Origin of the sequence: Kitasatospora sp. NPDC058478, from assembly GCF_042720345.1 — a bacterium.
Taxonomy (GTDB): domain Bacteria; phylum Actinomycetota; class Actinomycetes; order Streptomycetales; family Streptomycetaceae; genus Kitasatospora.
The window spans coordinates 1-23743 of sequence record NZ_JBHXML010000085.1 but is presented as its reverse complement, the minus strand read 5'-3'; the positions used below and the strand labels follow the sequence as shown (position 1 = coordinate 23743).

At 75.8% G+C, this 23743-nt stretch carries 19 protein-coding genes; 10 read left to right on the top strand and 9 right to left on the bottom strand.

Translation table 11 applies throughout. The features are described 5' to 3' along the window. Nucleotides 1-206: 206 nt before the first annotated feature. The 5 genes from ACFWPT_RS35185 to ACFWPT_RS35165 form a co-directional block, all read right to left on the bottom strand. Nucleotides 207-722: a DinB family protein gene (locus ACFWPT_RS35185; protein WP_380486821.1), complete on the bottom strand. Its 516-nt coding sequence runs from the start codon at nt 720-722 to the stop codon at nt 207-209. A gap of 114 nt (nt 723-836) precedes the next feature. Continuing rightward, nucleotides 837-1565, bottom strand: coding sequence for a TVP38/TMEM64 family protein (locus ACFWPT_RS35180; protein ID WP_079135361.1), 729 nt, complete (start codon nt 1563-1565; stop codon nt 837-839). 49 nt (nt 1566-1614) lie between these two features. Further along, nucleotides 1615-2211, bottom strand: a complete 597-nt coding sequence (locus ACFWPT_RS35175) for an RICIN domain-containing protein (protein WP_380372064.1) — start codon at nt 2209-2211, stop codon at nt 1615-1617. Continuing rightward, nucleotides 2211-3008 carry a dienelactone hydrolase family protein gene (locus ACFWPT_RS35170; protein ID WP_380486817.1) on the bottom strand — a complete coding sequence of 266 codons (798 nt, stop codon included), beginning with the start codon at nt 3006-3008 and terminating at the stop codon, nt 2211-2213. The genes ACFWPT_RS35175 and ACFWPT_RS35170 overlap by 1 nt, the downstream gene beginning before the upstream one ends. Nucleotides 3009-3099: 91 nt before the next feature. Beyond that, nucleotides 3100-4347 carry an MFS transporter gene (locus ACFWPT_RS35165; RefSeq protein ID WP_380486815.1) on the bottom strand — a complete coding sequence of 416 codons (1248 nt, stop codon included), beginning with the start codon at nt 4345-4347 and terminating at the stop codon, nt 3100-3102. Between the two features lie 230 nt (nt 4348-4577). Here ACFWPT_RS35165 and ACFWPT_RS35160 point away from each other — a divergent pair, with 230 nt between their 5' ends. The 5 genes from ACFWPT_RS35160 to ACFWPT_RS35140 all read left to right on the top strand — a co-directional run bounded on the left by ACFWPT_RS35160 (nt 4578) and on the right by ACFWPT_RS35140 (nt 9595). Next, nucleotides 4578-5771 carry an ROK family transcriptional regulator gene (locus ACFWPT_RS35160; protein ID WP_063346192.1) on the top strand — a complete coding sequence of 398 codons (1194 nt, stop codon included), beginning with the start codon at nt 4578-4580 and terminating at the stop codon, nt 5769-5771. Nucleotides 5772-5911: 140 nt separating this feature from the next. Next, the gene (locus ACFWPT_RS35155) at nt 5912-6328 is read left to right on the top strand and encodes a molybdopterin-binding protein (RefSeq protein ID WP_208869038.1); all 417 of its coding nucleotides are present in this window, start codon (nt 5912-5914) and stop codon (nt 6326-6328) included. A gap of 98 nt (nt 6329-6426) precedes the next feature. After that, nucleotides 6427-7188, top strand: a complete 762-nt coding sequence (locus ACFWPT_RS35150) for a glycerophosphodiester phosphodiesterase (protein ID WP_380423954.1) — start codon at nt 6427-6429, stop codon at nt 7186-7188. A 328-nt stretch (nt 7189-7516) separates the two neighbouring features. Beyond that, nucleotides 7517-8623: an AI-2E family transporter gene (locus ACFWPT_RS35145; RefSeq protein WP_380372077.1), complete on the top strand. Its 1107-nt coding sequence runs from the start codon at nt 7517-7519 to the stop codon at nt 8621-8623. A 78-nt stretch (nt 8624-8701) separates the two neighbouring features. Beyond that, nucleotides 8702-9595, top strand: coding sequence for a virginiamycin B lyase (locus tag ACFWPT_RS35140; RefSeq protein WP_380486812.1), 894 nt, complete (start codon nt 8702-8704; stop codon nt 9593-9595). On the opposite strand, the gene ACFWPT_RS35135 is transcribed toward ACFWPT_RS35140, so the two are convergent. Genes ACFWPT_RS35135 through ACFWPT_RS35125 form a run of 3 tightly spaced genes read right to left on the bottom strand, consistent with a single transcriptional unit; the run spans nt 9586 to nt 14178 of the window. After that, the gene (locus tag ACFWPT_RS35135; RefSeq protein WP_063346190.1) at nt 9586-10143 is read right to left on the bottom strand and encodes a GAF domain-containing protein; all 558 of its coding nucleotides are present in this window, start codon (nt 10141-10143) and stop codon (nt 9586-9588) included. The genes ACFWPT_RS35140 and ACFWPT_RS35135 overlap by 10 nt on opposite strands. Next, nucleotides 10127-11071 (bottom strand): S8 family serine peptidase, encoded by a 945-nt coding sequence (locus tag ACFWPT_RS35130; protein WP_380486810.1) that lies wholly within the window; start codon nt 11069-11071, stop codon nt 10127-10129. Before ACFWPT_RS35130 ends, ACFWPT_RS35135 begins: the two co-directional genes overlap by 17 nt. Further along, nucleotides 11068-14178 carry an adenylate/guanylate cyclase domain-containing protein gene (locus tag ACFWPT_RS35125; RefSeq protein WP_380486808.1) on the bottom strand — a complete coding sequence of 1037 codons (3111 nt, stop codon included), beginning with the start codon at nt 14176-14178 and terminating at the stop codon, nt 11068-11070. Before ACFWPT_RS35125 ends, ACFWPT_RS35130 begins: the two co-directional genes overlap by 4 nt. Nucleotides 14179-14574: 396 nt before the next feature. Here ACFWPT_RS35125 and ACFWPT_RS35120 point away from each other — a divergent pair, with 396 nt between their 5' ends. The 3 genes from ACFWPT_RS35120 (at nt 14575) to lanKC (ending at nt 18865) form a co-directional block, all read left to right on the top strand. After that, complete coding sequence (locus ACFWPT_RS35120; protein WP_159398320.1) at nt 14575-14748, top strand: hypothetical protein; 174 nt, start codon at nt 14575-14577, stop codon at nt 14746-14748. 141 nt (nt 14749-14889) lie between these two features. Next, nucleotides 14890-16152, top strand: a complete 1263-nt coding sequence (locus ACFWPT_RS35115) for an MFS transporter (protein WP_380372089.1) — start codon at nt 14890-14892, stop codon at nt 16150-16152. Nucleotides 16153-16222: 70 nt separating this feature from the next. Continuing rightward, nucleotides 16223-18865, top strand: a complete 2643-nt coding sequence (lanKC, locus tag ACFWPT_RS35110; protein WP_380486806.1) for a class III lanthionine synthetase LanKC — start codon at nt 16223-16225, stop codon at nt 18863-18865. Here lanKC and ACFWPT_RS35105 read toward each other — a convergent pair. Beyond that, nucleotides 18858-20684: a BTAD domain-containing putative transcriptional regulator gene (locus ACFWPT_RS35105; RefSeq protein WP_380486804.1), complete on the bottom strand. Its 1827-nt coding sequence runs from the start codon at nt 20682-20684 to the stop codon at nt 18858-18860. The genes lanKC and ACFWPT_RS35105 overlap by 8 nt on opposite strands. A 693-nt stretch (nt 20685-21377) precedes the next feature. Here ACFWPT_RS35105 and ctaD point away from each other — a divergent pair. Further along, nucleotides 21378-23024, top strand: a complete 1647-nt coding sequence (gene ctaD, locus ACFWPT_RS35100) for a cytochrome c oxidase subunit I (protein WP_380345321.1) — start codon at nt 21378-21380, stop codon at nt 23022-23024. A gap of 117 nt (nt 23025-23141) precedes the next feature. After that, nucleotides 23142-23669 (top strand): hypothetical protein, encoded by a 528-nt coding sequence (locus ACFWPT_RS35095; RefSeq protein WP_063346184.1) that lies wholly within the window; start codon nt 23142-23144, stop codon nt 23667-23669. Nucleotides 23670-23743 lie beyond the last annotated feature (74 nt).

Here is a 23743-nt window from a genome sequence, read left to right as displayed (position 1 = left end):
TCCACTCGTCGGAACTGTCCGAGTATCGCACTGTTCACCGGTCCCGTGCCCGCTCGCGGCCCCCGTACGAGTCGCGCCGCGACGGAAACCCGGGCGAACCCGGGCAACATCAGCGACGCGGCGGTGAGCCGTACGGTTGCGCGCGTAGACCATATCGGTCGCGGTCACCGCGCAATTGACCATCTGTCAACAATGAGGAAACGATTTCACTCGCCGGTGGTGCCGTCCACCAGTTCGCGCAGAAGATCGGCGTGGCCGTTGTGCCGCGCGTACTCCTCGACCATGTGGACCAGGATCCAGCGCAGCGTCACCTCCTCGCCGCGGCGCAGCCGCTTGCCGACGGTGTCCAGCGACAGGCCGGCGCTCGCGCGGCGGGCGGACTCGACCTCGGCGCGCCAGGTGGCGAAGTCGGCCGCGACGTCGGCGGTGTCGACGTTGTTGAAGTCGCCGTCCTCGTCGGCCGCGGTCCAGTAGTGGTTCTCGGTGTACTCGTCGCCGCGCAGGACGGCCTGGAACCAGTACTGCTCCACCTCGGCCATGTGCCGGACGAGGCCGAGCAGCGAGAGGGCGGACGGCGGGGCGGAGCGCAGCCGCAGCTGGTCGTCGGTCAGGCCCTCGCATTTGAGCGCGAGGGTGCTGCGGTGGTAGTCGAGCCAGGCGGTGAGCATGGCAGTCTCGTCGGCCGCCATCGGCGGGTCGACCCGCGGGGAGAGTTCGGTCATGCGGGCCATCCTGGTGCCCACCGACCGGCGGGCGCGAGCGAATTGTCGAGCGCCCCCCGAGTGCCTCGGAATCTCGGCCGGTCAGGGGGGTGTGGCGGTCAGGCGCTCAGATGCTCAGGCGGCCGGTGCGCGGCGGCGGGCGGCCACGGCCCGCCACAGTCCGACCACGCTGCCCAGCACGAGCAGCGCGATCACCCCGGCCGACACCAGGAAGGCCGCCGAGCCCGGCTCGCCCGCGCTGGCCGCCGCCGTCACGTACACCGCCGTGGTCGGCACCACGCCGATCGCGGTGGCGAACAGGAAGGGCGCGAAGCGGACCCCGGAGAAGGCCGCGCCGTAGTTGGCCGCCTGGAACGGCATGCCCGGCAGCAGCCGCAGCACCAGCACGCTGCGGAAGCCCTGCTCGGTGAAGCGCCGGTCCAGCGTGCCGAGCACCCGCCCGCGCAGGTACGGCCGCAGCGCCTCGCGCCCGAGGCCCCGGCCGAGCCCGAAGGCCATGGCCGCGCCCAGCGTGGTGCCGAGCACCGACAGCAGCACGCCCTGCTGGATGCCCAGCAGCAGCCCGGCGGCGGCGTTCAGTGCTGGCCGGGGGACGAAGGCGAGCGTGCCGACCGCGTACACGGTGGCGAACAGCGGCGCGAACCAGTACCCGGGCATCCGGTCGGCGAGGCCGCCGTTCAGCAGCGCCGTCGGGCTCCACAGCAGCAGCGATCCGGCCGCGGCGCCGAGCAGCACCACCAGCAGCGCGAACCGCCACCACGGCGAACGCGGCGCGGGGCCGGACGGCGGCTGCTCGACGGCGGGCGGGGTTGTTGCGGGCGCAGGCGGCGCGGGTGCGGGCACCGGCCGAGCCTAACCGGTGCCCGGTTGCGGGCGTCGAGGGCGGTCGCGGTCAGCTGTACGGGGGCTTCTCCGGGTTGTAGTGCCAGAACTGGTTGTCGCCGCTGTGGAACTCCCACTGGATCACCGGGGTGCCGTCGGTCAGGGCGCCGCCCGAGACGTCCAGGACGAGGCCGCTGTAGCCGTTCACGATCCGGCGGGGCGTGCCGGGGTGGCTGGCCGGGGGGTCGCTCCAGCTCTGGTTGGCGCCGCCGTCGCAGGTCCACTGGTCGGCCTGGGTGCCCCAGGTGGTGCTGAAGGCCGGGATGTCCAGGCACTTGCCGCTGTTCAGGTTCACCCAGCCGCGGGCGCTCTGGGTCCACTGCTGGTTGGCGCCGCCGGTACAGGTCCAGATCCGGACCGGGGCGCCGTCGTCGGTGCGCCAGTCGGCGACCTCCAGGCACAGGTCGTCCGGGCCCGCGTACATGCCGGTGCGGATCTCGGCGGGCCCGAAGTCGGCGGCGACCGCGGGGGTGATCGTGGGGGTGGCCGCGGGGGCCGGCGGGGCGGTGAGCGCCACCGCGGCGGTGGCGAGGGCGGCCGTGGCGGCGGCGAGCCGCGCACGACGGGACGGGCGGGGCAGACGAGACAAGCGGGACAGGCGGGACATCAGGGCGTCCTCCGGGGGGTCGCGGATGCGGAGCGGTCGGCGAGGAATCCCAGCAGACGTCGCCAGGAGTCCCGGGCCGCGTCCGAATATTCGACGGCGGAGAGCTCGAAGAAGTTGTGCGGCGCGCCCGGGTAGGTGACGAACTCGTGCGGGTTGCCGGCGGCGGTCAGGGCCGCGTCGAAGGCGTCGACGGCGGCGGGCGGGATGTGCTCGTCCGCGCCGCCCCAGAAGGCGAGGATCGGCGCGCTGAGGCCGGCCGCGAGCTGAGTGGGCCCCGGGGAGCCGTTGATCGCGTCGGGGTATCCGTAGAAGCCGACCGCGCCGGCCAGCCCGAACCGGGGCGCGGCGGCGCGGAAGGCCTGCCGGCCGCCGAAGCAGAAGCCGAGCGCGACCACCTCGGCCGGCCCGCTCGCGCGCAGCCGGGCGAGGCCGGCGGCCAGGTCGGCGTCCAGGCCTTCGGGGGTGAGGGCGAGCAGGTGGCGGAGCAGGCCGGGCAGGTCGCCGAATTCCTCCGGGCGGTTTTCGGGATCGGGTCCGGCGGTGCGGCCGTAATAGTCGACGACGAGCGCGGGGTGGCCCTGTTCGGCGAGCCGGGCGGCGGTCTGCCGGTAGAAGCCGGAAAGGCCCTTGTTGTCCGGCAGGACGAGGACGCCGACCCCGGTAACCACCTCGGGGCGGGCCAGGAAGGCGGCGAACTCGGTGCCGTCCGCCGAGGTCAGGGTGAGTGTTGTCGTCTCGGCCAGGGGCCAGAGCGCGGGGGTGACGGCGGGCGGGGCGGCGTCGGGGTCGTAGCACACGGGGTCCACCTCACGGATCGCGAAACCGCCGGGCGCGGAATGCGCCCGGCGGTCGGCGATATTAGCGAGGAATTCCCCGAAATTTCCTAGATCATATCGCAGAGAGATCTTTTTTCGAAGTGCTTTCCGGTGACGTTGCGGTCACATTCTCGGCGCCGGATCCGGGGGAATTCCGTTCGGCCCGGCGCAGCGCCCCGGCGCTCAGCAGCAGCGCGAAGGCGAGCGCGGTGACCAGGCCGAAGGAGACGGTGAGCGAGGTCGCCTGGGCGAGGGCGCCGATGATCGCGGGCGCGACCAGGCCGGAAGTGTAGGTGACGGTGGCGACGCCCGCGATGGCCTGGCTGGGGTTGCTGCCGATCCGCCCGGCCGCCGCGAAGGCCAGCGGGACGGTGACCGCGATGCCGATGCCGATCAGGGCGAAGCCCGGGATGGCGAGCGCCGGGCTGTCGGCGGCCACCACCAGCAGGCCGCCGACGGTGGCGACGGCGCCGCCGAGACGGGTGGTGCGCACGGCGCCGAGCCGGCGGACCACCGCGTCGCCGCAGAGGCGGCTGACGGCCATGGTGAGGGAGAAGGCGGTGTAGGAGGCGGCCGCGACGGTGGCCGAGGCGCCGGTGACGTCCCGCAGGTAGACGCCGCTCCAGTCCATCGAGGCGCCTTCGGCGAAGACGGCGCAGAAGCCGACCAGTCCGATCACCAGCGAGCTGCGCGGCGGCAGTGCGAACCGCGGCGGCTCCTCCGCCCCCTCCGGCGCCCGCAGGTCGGGCAGGTTGCGGCAGACGGGCTGCGCGAGGGCGAGCAGCACGAGCGCGGTGACGGCCAGCTGGAGCCGGGCGTCGAGGTCGAGGTGGGCGGCCAGGATGCCGAAGCCGGAGGCCAGCAGCCCGCCGGCGCTCCACATCCCGTGCAGTCCGGACATGATCGAGCGGCCGAGCCGCTGTTCGATCTCCACGCCCTGCGCGTTCATCGCGACGTCCGCCATCCCGGCCGAGGCGCCGTACGCGAGCAGCGCCACGCACAGCACCGGCAGTGAGGGGGCGAGCGCGGGCAGGGCGAGGGCCAGGCACCAGAGCGAGATCAGTCCGCGGACGGCCGCCCGCCCGCCGTAGCGGTGGACGAACCGGCCGGCCAGCGGCATCGCGAGGGAGGAGCCGATGGCGGGCATCACCAGGGCCAGGCCGAGCTGGCCGGGGGAGAGGTCGAGGCGGTCCTGGATCCACGGGATGCGGGTGACGAAGCTGCCGCTGACGGCGCCGTGCACGCCGAAGACCAGGGCGATGCCCGCCCTGGCCCGGCGTGGGGAGGCCAGCGGTTCCAATGGCTGTGCGGTCGTGCTCATCCGGCGTTCCCTCCCGGGTCGCGCAGGCGGGGCGGCGCGACGGTGCCCTGTGTGGGTGGTTGACGTGCTGGTGGGTGGTCTGACGTGCCCGGCGGTGGTTCTGACGTGCCTGAGGGTGGTCTACGTGCAGGCCGTTCGGTCCGCGCGGCGGCGACGGCCGTCCGGCGGATGGTTCGATAAAATTATCAGGAAGGGACCCTGATAGAAACACTCTGGAAGGATGAGCCGCCATGACCACCGCGCGCACGGCCACGCCGAGCACCGCCCGGGCGATCAACGACCGGCTGGCCCTCAACCTGCTCCTCGAACAGGGCCCCCTGACCGCGACGGAGCTGCGCGACCTCACCGGCCTCTCCCGGCCGACCGTCGCCGACCTGCTCGACCGCCTCCAGCGCACCGGCCTGGTCGCCGTCGTCGGCGAGCGGGGCGAGCAGCGGCGCGGCCCCAACGCCCGGCTCTACGCGCTGGTCGCCTCCCGCGCCCACCTCGCCGCCTTCGACGTGCGCTCCGGCGGCGTCAGCCTGGTCGTCGCCGACCTCGCCGGGCGCACCCTCGCCAGCGCCGAGGTCCCGGTGCACGGCGACGGGACGCCCGACACCGCCCAGCACCTGGTGCGCACCCTGCTGGACACCGCGCGCGGCGTCGGCGTCGAACGGCTGCACACCGTCGCCGTCGGCGCCCCCGGATTGGTCGACCCCGCCACCGGGCGCCTCAACAGCACCGGGAAACTCCCCGCCTGGCACGCCGAACTGCTCGCCGAACTGCGTGGGCTGCCCGGCACCGAGGTGATCCTGGAGAACGAGGTCAACCTGGCCGGCCGGGCCGAGTACCGGATCGGCGCCGCCCGCGACCGCGACACCTTCGTGCTGCTCTGGCTCGGCCACGGCGTCGGCGCCGCCGTCGTCCTGGACGGCCGGCTGCGCCGGGGCTTCTCCGGCGGCACCGGCGAGATCGGCTTCCTGCCCGTCCCCGGCACCGGCGGTCTGCCCAGCGCCACCGGCTGCGACGGCGGCTTCCACAGCCTGGCCGGCAGCGCCGCCGTCTGCGAGCTCGCCCGCGCCCACGGACTGCCCGCCGGCGCCGCCGGGGACGCCCCCGCCGCCGAGGCGGCCGTCCGCGCCGCGCTGGACGCCCTCGGCCCGGACGGGCCCGGCGGGCCGTTCCTGGACGAGCTGGCCGCGCGGATCGCCGTCGGCGCCGCCAGCATCTGCGTCGTCCTCGACCCGGGCTGCGTGGTGCTCGGCGGCGAGCTCGGCCGGGCCGGCGGCGCTGAACTGGCCGGCCGGGTCGAACGGCGGCTGGCCGAGCTGTCGCCGCTGCGCACCGAGGTCCGGCCCGGCACGGCGGGTGGCGGCGCGGTGCTGGCCGGGGCCGTCCTCACCGCCGGGGACGCGGTGCGCCGCGACCTCTTCGGCGAGCCCTGACCCGCCTCGCTTGGCGGCCCCGGCCGCCGGTACGGCAGGATGACGGCGACGGCCCGCCGCGCGTGCGGCGTCCCCGTTCCCGTCCCACGTTCCCCGGGCCAGCCCCGGGGCAGTTCCCGAGTCAGTGTCAGGAGTCGCACATGGGCCAGTCCGAGGCGCCGGTCAACCCGTACCGCATCGGCGAAGCCGCGGCGCTGCTCGGGGTCAGCGCCGACACCATGCGGCGCTGGGTGGACGCGGGGCGGGTCGCGGCCGAGCGGGACGAGCACGGCCACCGGATCATCCCCGGCGTCGACCTCGCCGCCTTCGCCCGTGAGCTGGCCCGCCCGGAGAATGCCGAGGCCGAGGGCCGTCCGTCCTCGGCCCGCAACCGCTTCCCCGGGATCGTCACCCATGTGGTGCTCGGCGACGTGGCGGCCCAGGTGGAGGTCCAGGCGGGGCCCTTCCGGGTGGTGTCGCTGATCAGCCGGGAGTCGGCGGAGGAGCTGAACCTCGTGCCCGGCGCCCCCGCCACCGCGGTCATCAAGTCCACCAATGTGATGATCGAGCGGCGTTAGGCCCGGCCTGACCCGCACGGCACGCCCCACCGGGTGCCGCGCGCCGACGGCGCGTCGAGCCCCGTCCGTACCGGTTCCGAACGAGAGGCCCGCCCGGGATGTCCCACCCGCATCTGCCGACCACCCAGAGCGCCGTCCGCGCGGTCGGGGAACCGGCCACCGACCGCCGCCGGGTGCTCGCCGTCGCACATCGCGGCGACCCGTACCGCCACCGCGAGAACACCCTGCCCTCCGTCGAGTCCGCGCTCGCCGCCGGCGCCGACGCCGTCGAGGTGGACGTCCAGCTCACCCGCGACCGGGTGCCCGTCCTGCTGCACGACCGCACCCTGGAACGCCTCTGGGGCGACCCGCGGTCGATCGGCCGGGTCACCACCGCGCAGCTCGACGAACTGCGCCGGGGGCCGCTCGCCGTCCCGACCCTCGCCGAGACGGTCAAGGTCGTCGCGGCCGCCGGAGGCCCCCGGCTGCTCATCGACCTCGACGATCCCGGCCCCGTCGCCGCCACCTGGTCCGTCGTCACCGGCCTCGGCGCCGAAGGGCTGGTCTCCTTCTGCGGCCCCGCCACCGCCATGCTCGCCGTCCGCGCGCTGGCGCCCGACGCCGAGATCGCCCTCACCTGGAAGGAGCCCCGGCTGCCCGTCCGCGCCCTGCTCGACGACCTGCGCCCGCGCTACCTCAACCCGCCGTTCGGCCTGGTCACCCCCGAGTTCACCGCCGCCGCCGCGGACGCCGGGCTCGCCGTCTCCACCTGGACCGCCGACCTGCGCCGCACCATGCGCCGGCTGCGCGACACCGGGGTCGCCTCCATCACCAGCAACCGGATCGGCGTGCTGCGCGCCGTCCTGGACGGCCGCCGCTGAGCCTGCCGCCTGCTGGACGGGGTCGGCCGCTCCGGGTGGACGGGGGCGTTCCGGGGCGAACTGAGGTCCGGCGCTCGAACGCGTCCGCCAGGGCGCTTCGTCCGATGAGGTGAGCTCCACCGGCTGCTCTGTACGCGACGGACGGGGGGCGGATTGAATCGGCTCCACCCTTGATCGGCCGGACGGCGGCGTGCCGTTGTCGCCGGGGAGACGGCCGGAAGCGGGCACGCTGACGGATCGTCCGCCGAGACGGGGCGATTCGGACTCGTCGACGAGCCAGGCGGAGGTGGCCGTGCCCGAGGAGCATCCGGCTGGGGAGGGTCCGGCGGTGGAGCCCCGGTTCGTGGGCGGGGCCGCGCCGGACCCCCGCAGGCCGTACCTGATGCTGCCGCCGGTGGTCCGGCAGGCGGCCGCCTGGGCCGCGGCGGTGATCCTGCTGCTCGCGCTCGCCTCGCTGCTGGTCCTCGCGCTGGTCGAGCTGCGGGCCGCGACCGTGCCGGTGGTGCTGGCGCTGCTGGGGGCCTCGCTGCTCTACCCGGCGGTGCCGTGGATGGTCCGGCGGGGCGTGAACCGGGGGCTGGCCGCCGGGCTCACCTGCGTGCTGCTGGTCGCCGCCGTCAGCGGGGTGATCGCGCTGCTGGTCAACGCGCTGGTGCACAGCGCCCCGCAGATCGCCGAGTCCCTCCAGCAGGCGGGCAACCAGCTCGCCGCGTGGCTCGGCCCGACCGGGGAGAAGATCCGGCACGCGCTGGACAACGCCAAGGGGGAGACCAACTCGCTGGTCTCGACCGTCACCAACGGCGTGCTGTCCGGGCTGGGCCTGGCCACCCAGCTGATCGCCGGCGGCGTGCTGGCGCTCGCCCTGGTGTTCTTCTTCCTCCGGGACGGCCACCGCACCGGCGACACGATCCGCTCCTACCTGCCCGAGCGCAGCGCCGAGACCGTGATCGCCTGTGCCGAGCGGGCCTTCGACGCGATGGCCGGCTTCATGCGCGGCACCTCGCTGATCGCGCTGATCGACGCCACCTTCATCACCATCGGCCTGGTGGCGCTCGGCGTGCCCGGCGCGCCGGGGCTGGGCGCGCTGGTGTTCATGGGCGCCTACATCCCGTTCGTCGGGGCCTTCCTGTCCGGGGCGGTGTCCGTGCTGGTCGCGCTCGCCGACGGCGGGATCGGGACGGCGCTGTGGGCGCTCGGCGTGGTGATGGCGGTCCAGCTGTTCGAGGGCAACGTGCTCCAACCCCTCATCCAGAGCCGGACGGTGGAGCTGCACCCGGCCACCATCATGGTCGCCGTGGTGGCCGGCTCCGGGATCGCCGGCATCCTCGGGGCCCTGCTCGCCGTCCCGGTGTGCGCCGCCGGCGTGGGCATCGTCTCCGTCCTGCGCGGTGTCCCCGCTCCGCGGGCCGCCCGCCGCGCGGGGAACGGGGAGTAACCCGGTTGCCGGGGGCGGGGCGGGCGTGCGAGCATCACTAATGCGATAAAAGTCGCGATAGTGAGGGTGGGGGTTCGCATGACACGGATCGCGGAGCTGATCGAGGTCGCCGAGGAGGGGGCCGGACCGTACGGGGTCGCCGTGGGGCCGGACGGGGGCGTGTGGTTCACGCTGGTGCACGCCGGGGAGATCGGACGGCTGGCGGCGGACGGCACGGTCGAGCGCTACGGCCTCGGGGCGCCGGAGTGCGGGCCCGCGGTGCTCGCCGTCGGCCCGGACGGCGCGCTCTGGTTCACCCGGATGCGCGACCACCGGATCGGACGGATCGACACCGACGGGAAGACGCGCTCCTTCGCCGTGCCGACGGCGGGCGCCGGGCCCTACGGGATCGCGGCGGGGCCCGACGGGGCGCTCTGGTTCACCGAGCTGAACGCCGACCGGATCGGGCGGATCACCGTCGAGGGCGAGGTGACGGAGTACCCGCTGCCGCGGGCCGGGGCCTTCCCGTCGTTCATCACGGCCGGCCCGGACGGCGCGCTCTGGTGCACGCTCAACCAGGCGGACGCCGTCGCCCGGATCACCGTCGGGGGCGAGGTGGCCGTCCACCCGCTGCCCACCGGGGGCACCGCCCCCGTCGGGATCACCGCCGGGACGGACGGCGCGCTCTGGTACGTCGGCATCGGCGGCGGGCTGGTCGGCCGGATCACGGTGGACGGCGAGGTCACCGAGTACCCGCTGGCCGACCGGGCGGCCCGGCCGCACGCGATCACCTGCGGCCCGGACGGTCGGCTCTGGTTCACCGAGTGGGGCGCCGGCCGGATCGGGGTGCTCGGCCCGGACGGGCAGCTCGACGGCCACCGGCTGCCCGGCCCGGCCGCCGAGCCGCACGGCATCGCCGTCGGCCCGGACGGCGCGGTGTACGCGGCGCTGGAGCGCGGATCGATCGCGCGGTTGGCACCGCGTCAGGGCTGACGGCGCAGCAGCTCCTCCAGGTCGGCCAGCAGGTCGAGGGCGGCGGCGCGGTCGGGCACCGCCGCCGGGGCCGGGGAGCGCTCGGCGATGACCCGCAGGGCGGCGGCGGCCTGGCGGGCGAACAGGGCGAGCAGGTCCAGCTCGGGCAGGCTGGACCGGGCCTGCGGGGCCGGGTCCAGCACCTCCAGGACGCCCAGCACCCTGCTGCCGTGCGTCAGCGGCGCCGCCATCAGCGCGTTCGGAACGTACGCGGTGGACTCGGCGAAGGCCCGGTCGAAGGTGCGGCTCGCGCCCAGGTCGTCGACCACCATCGGCTCGCCCGAGGCGGCGACCCAGCCCGCGATGCCGCTGCCCGCCGGGAAGCGGCGGCCCACCAGGGACTCCTCGCCGCGCCCCGAGACGGCCTGGAACACCAGCTCCCCGGCCGCCTCGTCGAGCAGGCAGACCGAACCGGCCTCGGCGCCGAAGATCGCTCGGGCCACGTCCACCACGGACTGCAGCAGCTCGCGGGCCAGCGGGTCGACGGCGGGATCAGTGCTGAGGGTCATCGGGCGCCTCCGTGATGGGGGTGGACGGGGTGGGCCCGGTCGTCGAACTCCCGCCTGGGGGACGGTGAGGACCGGCACCGGGGCCGACCTGGACGTTGGCTGCGGTGAGGTAGAGCGCGCTCTTCAGCTGGAAGGTCGTCAGCCTCGGGTGGCCGGACAGGATGCGGGCGCACAGCCCGGCGACGTACGGGGTGGCGAAGCTGTTGCCGGTGGTGCGGATGGTGGAGCCGCCGAGCCAGGGGACCCGGACGTTCTGGCCGGGGGCGAAGAACTCGACCGGCGGCGCCGGGTTGTACAGGTGCAGGGCCGGGTCGTCCTCCTGGTGGCTGCCGACCGAGATGACCGAGGAGAACCGCCAGGGGTAGCTCTCCACCGGGGTGTTGTGGGCGGAGGCGACGATCGCGGTGCGGGCGAAGAAGGCGTCGTCGGCGATCGCGTGCAGCTCCTCCAGGAAGCGGGTCCGGGTGGTGGAGAGGCTGAGGTTGACGACGTCGAAGCCCTGCTCGACGGCCCAGCGCAGCCCGGTGATCAGCATGTCGCCGGTGCCGGTGAAGCGTTCGCCGAGCACCCGGACGCTGTACAGCTCGCAGTCCGGGGCGGTGCGGCGGATGATGCCCGCGCAGGCGGTGCCGTGGCCGCAGGTGTCGCCGGTGCGGTCGGGGCGGACCACCAGCTCCCGGGTCGTCGGGTCCTTGACCACCACCCAGGAGCCGTTCAGCGGGCCGACCAACGGGTGGTCCGGCTCGATGCCGGAGTCCACGACGCACACCCGCACACCCTTGCCGGTGCCCCCGCCGTCGGGACCGGTGGTGTCGGGGCCGGTGGTGTCGTGGGCGGCGCTGCCGTGCGCGGTGGTGTCGGCGAGCACCGGCAGGTCCGCGGCGGCCCGGCCGCGCAGGCTCCAGGTGAGGCCGGCCGGGCCGCTCACCGGGCGCCGCCGAGCCGCTCGGCCCGGCGCACGCCCGGCAGGTGGCCCTTGGCGGCGAACCGGTCCCGGGCGGTGGCGGCCGCCACGGCGGCCTCGGCGCGCCGGTCGAGCAGCAGCAGCGCGTGGGCGCGGTCCAGCGCGGTGAGCGCCTGGAGCAGCAGCGACTCGGTGGCCTCGGCGGCCTGGGCGGCGGCCGCGGTCAGCTCCAGCGCCGGGTCGGCCTCACCCCGGGAGGCGGCGAGCCGGCCGCGCAGCGCGTCCAGCTCGATCGCCAGCACCGGCGGCAGCGCGGACGTGGCGTCGACGCCGTCCAGGTGGCGGGCGGCCGGGCCCGGGCGGTCGGTGTCCAGCAGGGCGCGGGCGGTGGTGAGGGCGAGCCGGGGCAGCGGGGCGGCGTTGCCCAGCCGGCGGGCGACCTCGGCGGCGTCGGCGAGCAGGTCCAGCGCCTGCCCGGTCTGGCCGGTGGCCGCCGCGGCCTGGGCGGTCAGGGCGGGCAGCGAGACCATCGCGTCGGCCAGCGACAGCTCCCCCGCCAGGCCGTTGGCCTCGGCCAGCAGCAGTTCGGCCTCGCCGGGCCGGTCGCGCAGGGCGAGCAGGACGGCCAGCGGGCCGTTGAGCGCGACCCGCACCGTCCGGTGGCCGGCGCCGTGCCCGGCCAGCAGGGCCCGCAGCCGGAAGACGGCGTTCGGGACGGGCTCGGGGCCCGCCAGCAGGGAGGCGGCCAGCGCGGCCAGTACGGCGGCCCGGTCCAGCTCGGCGTCGGTGCGGGCGGCGTGGTCGAGGGCGTCGTCCAGCAGCCGCTCCGCCTCGGTGTGCCGGCCCGCCAGCAGGTGTTCCTCGGCCAGGCGCAGCCCGGCCCGGGCCTGGCCGAGGTCGTCCCGCAGGTCGATGAAGAGCGGGAGGACGGCGCGGGCGGTGGCGGCGGGCTGCTCCGGGCCGGGCGGCAGGCCGCGCGCGGCCAGCGCGAGCCGGGCGTGCGCGGCGTCCAGCGGGTCGGCGGCCGAGTCGCGGACCTGCGCCAGGACGGGCAGGGCCTCGTCGGCCCGGCCGAGCGCCAGCCGGGCCTCGCCGAGGCGGCGCAGCGTCGGGCCGGCGGTGCGCTCGTTCGGGTAGTGCAGCCGGACGGCGCGCTCCAGCAGGTCGGTGGCGGCGGGCAGGTCGGCGTGGGCGAGGGCGTGGGCGCCGGCCACGCCGAGGGCGGCCGCCGCGCGGGTGCGCAGGGCGTCCGTCCGGGCGTCCAGCAGGCCGAGTTCGAGCCGGTAGCGGTGGGCGCGCTCCAGGTGGCCGCCGACGGCGGCGTCCCCGGCGGCGCGGACGGCCGGCAGGTCGGCGGCGCGTTCGTGGCGCTCGGCGCGGGCCCGCTTGGACATCGACTGGTAGACCGACTCCTGGACCAGGCCGCTGCTGAACCGGAAGCTGGTGCCGGCCGGTTCGACCAGGCGGCGCTCGGCCAGCCGGGCCAGCGCGGCGTGCAGCCGCGGCGGGGTGTCGTCGCCCGCGGGCAGGCCGGGGAGGCCGTCGAACGGACCGGTGAAGACGTCGTCCTCCGGGTCGGCGAAGGCGTCCTGGTCGGCGCCGCCGCGGGCGAGCTGGGCGAGTTCGGCGGCGGTGAAGGCGCGACCGAGCACGGCGGCCAGGTCCAGGGTGGTGCGCTCGTCGCGCTCCAGGTCGTCGATCCGCGCGCTGAGCAGCGCCCGGCCGGTGGGCGGGAGTTCGTCGGCGAGGGCCGGGCCGTCCGCCTCGGTGAGGGCAGCCAGCAGCTCCTCCAGGTGCAGCGGGTTGCCCTCGGCCCGCTCCAGCAGCCGGGTCGGCACCGCGTCCTGGTGGGCGCTCAGCTCCGTCAACTGGGCGGCCAGCAGCGCCGATTCGTCCCAGGACAGGCCGCCGACCGGCAGCGCCGGCAGCTCCGGGCGGGAGGCCGGCAGCTCCGGCCGGGCCAGGCACAGCAGCAGCACCGGGGCCTGGCCGAGGGCGGCGACCAGCCGCTCGGCGGCGTCCAGCAGCACCGGGCCGGCCCACTGGCAGTCGTCCAGGACCAGCACGGCCGGGCGCTCGACGGTCCGCCCGCGCAGGATCGCGGCCAGCCGGTCCAGGGACTGTTCGGCGCCCACCCCGGGCGCGGTGGCCTGTGCCAGCCGGTCCAGCGCCTCGGCGGGCGCGGGCGTCCCCGGGCCGCCGAGCAGGGCCCCGACGGCCTCCGCGAGCGGGGTCAGGACGCCCTGCTCGCCGTAGCTGCGGCAGCGGCCGGTGCCGCAGCGCGCGGTGTGCCGGCCCGTCCGCTCCTGCCACTCGCGCACCAGCCGGGTCTTGCCGATCCCGGCCTCACCGACGACCAGCAGCAGTTCGGCGCCCTGGCCGCCGGACACCCGGGCCAGCGCGGCGTCCAGTTGGGCGAGTTCACGCTCCCGCCCGACCAGCGGGACGTCGAAGCGGCGCAGCAGCTCGGGGTCGTCCTCGTCCAGCCCGACCAGGCGGTACGCGGTGACCGGCTCGGTCTTGCCCTTGAGCCGCAGCGGGCCGACCTCGTGCACCTGGGCGGCCGGCCCCGCCGCGCGCAGGGTCTGCGGGCCGATCAGCACCTGGCCGGGGGCGGCCTGGGTCTGCAGCCGGGCGGCGATGTTCACGGTCTCGCCGGAGATCAGGGCCTGGCGCGCCGAGGCGTCCGAACCCGCCACCACCTGGCCGGTGTTGACACCGATCCGGACGTCCAGGCGCACCCCGAGGGTGGCGTCCAGCTCGGTGTTGAGGTCCTCCAGGTCCTCCAGCATGGCGAGCGCGGCGGCCAGCGCCCGGTGGGCGTCGTCCTCGCGGATCACCGGGACGCCGAACACCGCCATCACCGCGTCCCCGATGAACTTCTCCAAGGTGCCGCCGTGCGCCTCGATCTGACGGTGCATCCGTTCGAAGTAGCGCAGGATCACCTCGCGCAGCGTCTCCGGGTCGAGCGCGCCGGACAGGGCGGTGGAGTCGACCAGGTCGCAGAAGACCACCGTCACCAGCTTGCGCTCCTCGGCGGCCAGGTCGAGGGCGGCGGCCCGGGGGGTGCCGCAGGCGGGGCAGAACTGGTCGTTCGTGCTGGCGAGTTGGGCGCAGAGCGGGCAGGGCATGGTGGCAGTCCTTCGCTAGTCCTTCGCGGTGCGGGGAGTGCATCGGGGAGTACATGAGGTTGGGTGGTGCACGGGGTCGGGGGTGCGCACGGAGCCGGGGTGGGCGTGGTCGGAGCCGGGCGTGCGGGCGTGCCGGGCCAGGCTCCCCGGCCCGGCTTCGGGCCCGGTTCGCGGCCGCCTTGCCGGCGGTATGGCCGCAGCCCGGAGCGGGTGCGCGGGCCCGGCGGACGGGTGCGGCAGGCCGGACGGCGCCGCCGTCGGCTCCCCGACCTGCGGCCATACCGGTGCCGTACCGGTTCCCAGGCCGTGCGCAGCCCCGCCTGCCTACCGTCTTCACCACGGCGGGCCACCACCCGTCGAACCCCCACCGATCAACCCAGTGAAGGGAGTTCAGCCATGGCCGAGAACATCGACCCGATCGTCGGCGAGGACAGCGAGGAGACCCCGGAGGTCGAGGCGCACGCCGCCAACGTCCTGGACCTCCAGGCGATGAAGGTCCTCCAGGAGGCCTCCGACGGCAGCTGCTTCAGCCTGATCAGCTACGTCAGCTCCGCCGAGACCTCCGCCTGACCAGCGGCAGGTCAGCGGTGTCCGGCGCGGGGGCGGGCGCACCACCGCCCCCGGCCGCCGGGCAGTGATTGGCTTCCGGGGCGGTCCCGCCGGTGCGGGACCGCCCCGGCCCGATTCCACCCCCCACCCCGGAGGACGGCCATGGAGCCCACCTCGCTCTCCCGCAACCGGGACTTCCGGCTGCTCTGGGTCGGCGGCCTGATGGCCTCGCTCGGCTCCCAACTCGCCTCTATCGCCCTGCCGTTGCTCGTCCTGCGGGAGACCGGATCGGCCGCCCAGGCGGGCGCCATCGGCACCGTCTCGATCGGCGCGCTGCTGCTCACCATGCTGCCCGGCGGCGTCATCGCCGACCGGATCGAGCGGCGCCGGCTGATGCGGGTGTGCGACGTCGGCAGCCTGCTCGCCGTCACCGCGCTGGTGATCGCCGTCCTGCGCGGCCACACCCCGCTGCCGCTGGTGCTGCTGGTGGCCGCCGCCGGGGCGCTCATCACCAGCGCCTACGGGCCCGCCGCCGGCGGCCTGCTGCGCGCGGTGGTGCCGCGCGAGCAGGTCCGCGCGGCGTCGTCCCGGATGCAGGCGCGCGGCGCCGCCGCCCGGCTGGTCGGTCCGATCGCCGGCGGCGCGCTGTTCGCCTGGCACCCGGTGCTGCCGTTCCTCGCGGAGGGCGTCGGGCTGCTGCTCTCCACCGTCTGCGTCGCGCTGATGCGGACCCGCTCGGTGCCCGCCGCCAGGAGCGGCGCGGCGTTCAGCCGCGGCGAACTGACCGCCGGACTCAGCTTCATCTGGCGCCAGCCCTACCTGCGCACCCTGCTGCTGATCTTCGGGCTCGGGATGAACTTCGCGTTCAGCGCGCTGATGTTCACCACCCTGGCCGTGGCCTCCGACGGCGGCCGTTCCGGGATCGGCGGCGGCACCGTGGTCTCCTGCACCGCGGCCGGCGCCCTGGCCGGCGCGCTGCTCGCCCCGAGGCTGGAGGCCCGGACTGGGCCCAGAGCGCGCCCCGGGGCGAGTGACGGCAGGCTGGTGGCGCTCAGCTGCTGGGCGGCCGCCGCCACCGCCGGGGTGCTGGTGCTCACCCGGATCCCGCTGCTGATCGGGCTGCTCTGCGCGGTGTGCATGTGCCTGTCCACGGTCGCCAGCATCGGCTTCGTCTCCGGCATGCTGCTCGCCGCGCCGCCCGACCGGATCGGCCGGGTGCAGAGCGCCGCCGGTTTCCTGTCCACCCTGGTCCAGCCGTTCGGCCCGCTGGTGGGCGGCGCGCTGCTCGGCGCCCTGGGCGGCACCCGGACCTTCGCGCTGCTGGCCCTCGCCATCTCGCTCTGCGCGGCCGTGGTCACCTGGGCGCCGCCGGTCCGGCGCGGCCCGGCGCCGGTCCCGGCACCGCTACCCGCACCCGCAGGCTGAACGGCCCGGCGGCCCGGGAGACGAATGACCCGGAAGAGCTTGGAAGACGACCCGGAACAGGAGGCGCGCCATGGCCGGCGCCCAGGAGACCCAGCTGTACTGCCTCGCCGATCCGATGTACTACGACACCCCGGGGCGCCTCCGCGACCGGGCCGGCCGGTACCCGCTGGGGCTCGGCGCACCGCCCGCCGGGTGGCGGCGCGAACGGCGCGGGCTGTGGACGGCGTTGCGGCCGGACGGCGCCCGGCTGCCGGAGCAGGGCTGGAAGATCCACGTCTCGACCGTGCCGGAGGAGGCCGAGGCGACTCTGCGGGCCGTCGCGCGGGTCTGCACGGCGCGCCGCACGACGTTCAAGTTCCTGCGCAGCGACGAGGCGCTGCGGGTCGCGAACGGCAAGTACATGGGGCGCGGCAGCAGCGGCAAGTTCGTCACCGTCTACCCGGGGTCGGAGGAGGAGTTCCTGGCCGTCGCGGCGGAGTTGGCCGAGGTGCTGGCGGGCCGCCTGGGGCCGTACGTGCTCACCGACCTGCGGATCGGCACGGCCCCCGTGTACGTGCGCTACGGCGCGTTCGTCGAGCTGTGGTGCCAGGACGAGGACGGGCGGCCCGTGCCCGCGCTGCGCGACCCGTCCGGCGAGCTGGTCCCCGACCGGCGCGACCCGGTGTTCCAACTGCCCGCCTGGGTCGAACCGCCCGAGGAGCTGCGCCCGCACCTGGCCGCCCGGGAGGCGGCCGGCGGCGACCTGCCGTACCGGATCGTCGAGGTGCTGCAGTTCTCCAACGCCGGCGGGATCTACCTCGCCGAGCACCGGACCACCGGGGAGCGGGTGGTGCTGCGCGAGGCCCGCCCGCACGCCGGGCTGGACGCCGCCGGGGACGACGCCGTCACCCGGCTGCGGCGCGAGCAGTGGGCGCTGGAACGGCTCGCCGGTCTGGACTGCGTGCCCCGGCTGCACGAGGTCCGGACGGTCTGGGAGCACACCTTCCTGGTCCAGGAGCACATCGAGGGCGTCCAGCTGTTCGCCGAGGCGATCCGCCGTTACCCGCTGGTGCACCAGGACTGCACCGCCGGACAGCGCGCCGAGTACGCGCACTGGGTGGCCGGGGTCGTGGCCGGGCTGGAGAAGGCGCTCGGCGCCCTGCACGAGCGGGGCGTCCGGTTCGGCGACCTGCACCCGGCCAATGTGATCGTCCGTCCGGACGGTTCGGTGGTGCTCGTCGACTTCGAGTACGCGGAGGAGCTCACCGGCCGCCGTGTCCCGCTCGCCGGCGCGGGCGGGTTGCAGCCCCCGCCCGGGCTCGACGGGGCCGACGCCGACCGCCACATGCTCTGGGCCACCTGGCTGATGCTGCTGATGCCCGTGATGGAGCTGGCCGAACGCGATCCCGGCAAGCTGCCCGCGCTGGAACGGCGGGCACGGCGCTGGTTCGGCCTCGGGCCGGAGGAGGGACCGGTGCGGCCGGGCGCCGTGGCGCCGGTGGCGCCGGTGGCGCCGGTGGAACCGGTCGGCGAACGGCGGGTCCGCGAACTCCTCGCCGGTCCCACCCTCGACGCCGCCAGGAACGAACTCGTCGCCGGCATCCACGCCGGGGCCACCCCCGACCGGCCGGACCGGCTCTTCCCCGGCGACCCGGCCGGATTCGCCGACGGCGGCACCGGCGTCGCCCACGGCGCCGCCGGCGTCCTGTACGCGCTGCACCGGGCCGGGGCGCCCTGCCCCGACGAGTACGCGGACTGGCTGATCGCGGCGATGCGGCGGCGCGGCCCGAGACCGGGCGCAGGCGGGCTCTTCGACGGGCCGCTCGGCGTGGCGGCCGTGCTCGCCCGGGTCGGCCGCGGCGACGAGGCCGCCGAACTGGCCGCACAGGCCCGGCAGGCCCGGCCCGCGCCCACCGTCGCCCTCCACGGCGGCCGGGCCGGCGCCGCGCTCGCCCGGCTGCGGCTCGCAGACGCCCTCGGCAGCCGGCGCGAACTCGCGGACGCCCTCGCCGACGCGCGGGCGCTCGACGCGGTGCTGCGCGGGCAGACCGTCCCGGGGCTCGGCGCGCCGACGGCGGCCGGACTGCTGTACGGCCTCGCCGGCATCGCCCTCGTCCAGCTGCGGCTGTACCAGCGGACCGGCGAGGACTGGCTGCTGGCCTCCGGGCGCGAGGCGCTGGAGCGCGCCGTGGCGCAGTGCGTACGGGTGCCCGACGGGTCGGTGCAGGTCCTCGACCGGGGGCGGAGGCTCGCCTACCTCGACCGCGGCAGCAGCGGGATCGCGCTCGTCGCCCAGGAGTACCAGGCGCTCGGCGGCGGTAGGTCCGAGGAGTTCGACGGGCCCGAGGAGTTCGACGGGTTCGGGGAGTTCGGCGGGCCCGAGGAGTTCCTCGCCGACGTGCGGCGGGTCTGCGCCCCCGGATTCGTCCGCGAGCCCGGGCTGTTCCGGGGCCGCGCCGGGCTGCTGCTGGCGCTGGACCGGCTGGGCGGTCCGGCGGTCCGGGACACCGTCCGCGAGCAGGTCCGCAAGCTCCAGTGGCACCTGGTCGCGCGGCCGGAGGGGCTGCTCGTCCCCGGGATGCGGCTGCGGCGGTTCTCGGCGGACCTGCACACCGGGGCGGCGGGCGTCCTGCTCGCCCTGCGGGCCGTCGAACAGGGCCTGGAGGGCGGGGAGTTGCTGGACATGCTGACGCTCGGCCCAAGGGGCGCCGGCCGGCGCGGCGGGCTCAGCTGAGGTTGTCGGCCAGTACGGTGCTGTGCTCGCGGGCGTGCAGGTGGGTGAGGCGGGGGAGGGCGTAGAGGGCGGCGTGGGCGGTGACCTCGCCGGTGGGGGAGGTGACGGCGCCGGTGTCGGTGAGGGCCTCCAGGGTGCGCAGGGCGAGGCGTTCGGGGCGGCCGAGGGCGGCGGCGGCCTCGGGGAGGGTGAACAGCAGGGAGAGCGGGAGGGCGGCGAGCCGGCCGAGGGCGAGGCGGCCCTGGTCGGTGAGGTCGCGCCAGCCGGAGTCGAGGCGGGCGCGGACGGTGACGTCCCCGGCGACGAGTTCGTCCAGGGCGCCGGCCGGGTCGGCGAGGCGGGCCGCGTACTCGGCGAGCGGCAGGTGGCGCAGGACGGCGAGCCGGGTGCCGGCGACCCGCACGGCGAGCGGCAGCAGCCCGCAGGCCTCGACGATCCGGGCGGCGGCCGCGCGGTCGGTGCCGGTCCGGCCGGTGCCGACGATCCGGCCGAGCAGGTCGAGCGCCTCGGCGGGGGCGAAGGGCGGCACGGTGACCCGGTGCACCGAGGCCAGTCCGGCGAGTTGGCTGCGCGAGGTGACAAGGGTGGCGCTCGGGCCGAAGCCCGGCAGCAGTTCGCGGACCACGGCCTCGCCGGGGGCGTCGTCGAGGATCAGCAGCATCCGGCGTCCGGCCAGGGAGGCGCGCCAGAGGGCGGCGGCCTGGGCCGGGTCGGCCGGTCTGGGGCCGGATCGGCCGGTGAGGGCGGCGAGTTCGGTGAGGATGTCGGCGAGCGGGCGCGGGGTGCCGTCCTCGGTGCGCAGCCGGAGCAGCAGCCGGCCGTCGGGGAAGCGGTCGGCGAGCAGGTGTCCGGCGTGCACGGCGAGGGCGGTCTTGCCGATGCCGGCCGGGCCGGAGAGGACCGCGACGCGCTCGCCGCCCTCCGCCAACGCATCGATCAGGTCGCGCAGTTCGTGGCTTCGACCGGTGAAGTCGGTGGCGTCGGCGGGCAGCAGTGCGCCGCTCGGGCCGGGGTGCTGCGCCGGCCGGGCGGTGGCGGGGCGGGCCGGGCCGTGGGCGAGCAGCTGCCGGTAGCGGGCGGTCAGGGCGGGGCTGGGTTCGAGGCCCAACTCGCGGGCGAGCAACTGGCGGTGGGTGTCGTAGACGGCGAGCGCCTCGGCCTGGCGGCCGGACAGGTGCAGGGCGTTCATTCGGGCGGCCTGGAGGCGTTCGCGCAGCGGGTGGCGCTCGGCCAGGTCGGCGAGTTCCTCGGCGACGGCGGTGGCGTTGCCGAGCTCCAACTCGGTCTCCGCCCAGTCCTCGTGGACGCCGAGGCAGCGGGCCTCCAACCGGTCGGCCTCGGCCTGGACGGCGGGCGAGCAGCGCAGGTCGGCGAGCGGCGGGCCCTGCCACAGGTCGAGGGCCTGGCGCAGCAGCCGGGCGGCGGGGGCGAGCGCGCCGCTGTCGGCGGCGGCCCGGCCGGCCCGGGCGAGGGCGCGGAACTGGAGGACGTCGAGCTCGGGTTCGGCGACCCGCAGCAGGTAGCCGCCGGCGGTGTGGACCAGTCGTTCGGGCCCGGGGTCGCGGCCGAGCAGGGTGCGCAGCGTGCAGATGTAGACCTGGAGGTTCTTGCGGGCGGTGCGCGGCGGCTCCTCGGGCCAGACCGCGTCGGTGAGCAGGTCGACCGGGACGGCCGTGTTGGCGCGGCTCAGCAGGACGGCCAGCACCAGCCGCTGCTTCAGCGGGCCGAGGGCGAGCGGGCGGCCGTCCGCTTCGCCGGTCAGCGGGCCGAGGACGGAGAAGCGCGGCCGGGTGGGGGCGGCGGGCTGGGCCAGGGGCATCGGCGTACCTCCGGGGCGTGGGTGGGGGCCAGGGCGTGTCCGAGCGGGGGTGTGACCGGTGAGGTGCGGGCGTGGCCGCAGGCTACTTGACGGCCGATCCGATCTGTAGGGCACGGAATCGTCCTGTTTCGCTCACGCGACCCTCACACTTCGGGCACCTGGGGGAGGCGGCATCCGGGGGCGGCGGCGGCCGGCTGCGGTGGCGGCCGGCGGGCGCGGTGTCGTGGCCGGTGGGGCGGGGTGGGAGGGGCCGGCGGGGCGCGGCGGAGGGTCGGGGCCGGGGGTGCGGGCCCCCGGGCGGACGGGGCCGGGCGGGGGCGGTCCGGGGTGCGGGCGCCGGGGCGGTTCCGGCGTTCCTCCAGCGGTGCTCGTCGGCGCGGTGAGCGCCGCCCGAGGGGCCGGGGCGGGACCGACGGCCACCGGAGGTCCCGGTCCGGGCGCCGGAACGCGGGCCGTGCGGCCCCGGGGGCGCGGGTCGAACGGCCCTAGGGGGCGGGGGCGGTGCGTTCGGATCATGGATCGCCAGCCATTCGCACGACGTTCCTAAGGAGTGCGTCCTTGAGCGCCACCCCGGCACAGGGCGACCCCACGCCACCGCCAACCTCCGTACCGCAGCCGTCGGTTCGGCCGAAACGGCCCGGTTCGGCCGTGGTCAGACTGCTGACCACCACCGACCACAAGACGATCGGCTCCATGTACCTGGTGTCGGCGTTCGGGTTCTTCCTGATCGGCGGTGTCCTGGCGCTGGTCATGCGCGCCGAACTCGCCCGGCCCGGAACGCAGATCCTCTCCAACGAGCAGTTCAACCAGGCCTTCACCATGCACGGCTCGGTGATGCTGCTGCTCTTCGCGATGCCGCTGTTCACCGGCTTCGCCAACTGGATCATGCCGCTGCAGATCGGCGCCCCGGACGTCGCCTTCCCGCGCCTGAACATGCTGTCCTTCTGGCTGTTCATGTTCGGCTCGCTGATCGCCGCCGCCGGCTTCGCGACCCCGCAGGGCGCCGCCGACTTCGGCTGGTTCCTCTACGCGCCGCTGTCCGACGCCGTGCACTCGCCCAGCGTCGGCGCCGACATGTGGATCATGGGCGTGACGCTCTCCGGCTTCGGCAGCATCCTCGGCGCCGTCAACTTCATCACCACGATCATCTGCATGCGCGCACCCGGGCTGACCATGTTCCGGATGTCCATCTTCTGCTGGAACGTGCTGCTCACCTCGGTGCTGGTGCTGCTGGTCTTCCCCGTCCTCGCCGCCGCCCTGCTCGCCCTCGAATGCGACCGCAAGTTCGGCTCGCACGTCTTCGACCCGGCCAACGGCGGGGCGATGCTCTGGCAGCACCTGTTCTGGTTCTTCGGCCATCCCGAGGTGTACATCCTGGCGCTGCCGTTCTTCGGGATCATCTCCGAGATCATCCCGGTCTTCAGCCGCAAGCCGATGTTCGGCTACGCGGGGCTGATCGCCGCCACCGTCGCCATCGCCGGCCTGTCGGTGACGGTGTGGGCGCACCACATGTACGTCACCGGGCAGGTGCTGCTGCCGTTCTTCTCCTTCATGACCTTCCTCATCGCCGTCCCGACCGGGGTCAAGTTCTTCAACTGGGTCGGCACCATGTGGAAGGGCTCGCTCAGCTTCGAGACACCGATGCTGTGGACGGTCGGCTTCCTGGTCACCTTCCTGTTCGGCGGCCTCACCGGCGTGCTGCTCGCCGCCCCGCCGATCGACTTCCACGTCTCCGACTCGTACTTCGTCGTCGCCCACTTCCACTACACGCTGTTCGGCACCGTGGTCTACGCGATGTTCGCCGGCTTCCACTTCTGGTGGCCCAAGATGACCGGCAAGAAGCTCGACGAACGGCTCGGCCGGATCACCTTCTGGACGCTCACCGTCGGCTTCCACGGCACCTTCCTGGTCCAGCACTGGCTCGGCGCCGAGGGCATGCCGCGCCGCTACGCCGACTACCTGGCCTCGGACGGCTTCACCACGCTCAACACCCTGTCCACCATCTTCTCCTTCCTGCTCGGGCTGTCGATCCTGCCGTTCCTCTACAACATCTGGAAGACGGCCAAGTACGGCGAGAAGGTCGAGGCCGACGACCCGTGGGGCTACGGCCGCTCGCTGGAGTGGGCCACCTCCTGCCCGCCGCCCCGGCACAACTTCGTCCGGCTGCCGAGGATCCGCTCCGAATCCCCGGCCTTCGACCTGCACCACCCCGACATCGCGGCCCTGGACGTCCTGGAGAACACCGGCAAGCCCGCCACCCACCTGGGCGACGTGACCCCGGCCAAGTACGACCTGCCGCAGACCAGGGCGGAGCGCGAGCGGTCCGCCGTGGACAGCTGACCCGAGGCCGGGCGCGCCCCGGCCACCCGCTCCGAACACCCACCGACCGCCGTCCCCGCCCACGCCCCCGTCACGGGCGGGGACGGCTCCCCCCTCGCGACCTGGAAGGCCGGCCCCATGACCCACACCGTCCTCGCCATCGGCACCGCCGCGCTCACCGCGAGCGGCTGCGTCTGGTACCTGCCCGCCATCGCCGACCTCCAGGCCGGCGCCGACCGGCCCCGCTCCACCCGCACGGCCGCGGCGGCCTGCGTCCTGTGGTGGGCCGCCCTCGCCATGGCCGGCGGGCTGCTGCTCGCCCTGCCCGACTGGCGGCCCGCCGCGCAGATCGCCCTCGCCGGGCTGGTCGGCGGCGCGGCGCTGCGGGTCCGCGCCCGGTGGGACCGGCGCGGGGAGCAGCACGAGGCCGCCGCCCGCTGGGCCGCCCTGGGCGCCCGGCCGGCGCCGCGCTCCGGCCGCCCCGCCGCCGTCACCCTCGCGGGGTGGCTGGTCGTCGGCGCCGCCGTCGCCTCGCTGGGGGCGGTGGCGATCCTGCTGTCGGACGAGGGCGCCGTCGGCTCCCGGGTGGCGCTCGCGGCGGTCAGCGGGGCCGGGGTGGCGCTGGCCTTCCTGCTGGCGGGCCTCGGCAGCGCGCGGCGGCGCTGACGGCCCCTCCCCTCGGCCCTGTCCGGCAAGATCGGCCGGACAGGGCCTACGGGCGGCGCGGCTCCCGCGGGGGC

Excerpts from the sequence above, each read along its gene's own strand:
- ACFWPT_RS35175 (WP_380372064.1), bottom strand. The coding sequence starts at position 2,211 with ATGTCCCGCCTGTCCCGCTTGTCTCGTCTGCCCCGCCCGTCCCGTCGT.
- ACFWPT_RS35120 (WP_159398320.1), top strand. The coding sequence starts at position 14,575 with ATGGCCGAGAACATCGACCCGATCGTCGGCGAGGACAGCGAGGAGACC.
- ACFWPT_RS35095 (WP_063346184.1), top strand. The coding sequence starts at position 23,142 with ATGACCCACACCGTCCTCGCCATCGGCACCGCCGCGCTCACCGCGAGC.
- ACFWPT_RS35115 (WP_380372089.1), top strand. The coding sequence starts at position 14,890 with ATGGAGCCCACCTCGCTCTCCCGCAACCGGGACTTCCGGCTGCTCTGG.
- ACFWPT_RS35135 (WP_063346190.1), bottom strand. The coding sequence starts at position 10,143 with ATGACCCTCAGCACTGATCCCGCCGTCGACCCGCTGGCCCGCGAGCTG.
- ACFWPT_RS35150 (WP_380423954.1), top strand. The coding sequence starts at position 6,427 with ATGTCCCACCCGCATCTGCCGACCACCCAGAGCGCCGTCCGCGCGGTC.
- ACFWPT_RS35105 (WP_380486804.1), bottom strand. The coding sequence starts at position 20,684 with ATGCCCCTGGCCCAGCCCGCCGCCCCCACCCGGCCGCGCTTCTCCGTC.
- ACFWPT_RS35185 (WP_380486821.1), bottom strand. The coding sequence starts at position 722 with ATGACCGAACTCTCCCCGCGGGTCGACCCGCCGATGGCGGCCGACGAG.
- ACFWPT_RS35140 (WP_380486812.1), top strand. The coding sequence starts at position 8,702 with ATGACACGGATCGCGGAGCTGATCGAGGTCGCCGAGGAGGGGGCCGGA.
- lanKC (WP_380486806.1), top strand. The coding sequence starts at position 16,223 with ATGGCCGGCGCCCAGGAGACCCAGCTGTACTGCCTCGCCGATCCGATG.
- ACFWPT_RS35155 (WP_208869038.1), top strand. The coding sequence starts at position 5,912 with ATGGGCCAGTCCGAGGCGCCGGTCAACCCGTACCGCATCGGCGAAGCC.
- ACFWPT_RS35125 (WP_380486808.1), bottom strand. The coding sequence starts at position 14,178 with ATGCCCTGCCCGCTCTGCGCCCAACTCGCCAGCACGAACGACCAGTTC.
- ctaD (WP_380345321.1), top strand. The coding sequence starts at position 21,378 with ATGTACCTGGTGTCGGCGTTCGGGTTCTTCCTGATCGGCGGTGTCCTG.
- ACFWPT_RS35160 (WP_063346192.1), top strand. The coding sequence starts at position 4,578 with ATGACCACCGCGCGCACGGCCACGCCGAGCACCGCCCGGGCGATCAAC.
- ACFWPT_RS35165 (WP_380486815.1), bottom strand. The coding sequence starts at position 4,347 with ATGAGCACGACCGCACAGCCATTGGAACCGCTGGCCTCCCCACGCCGG.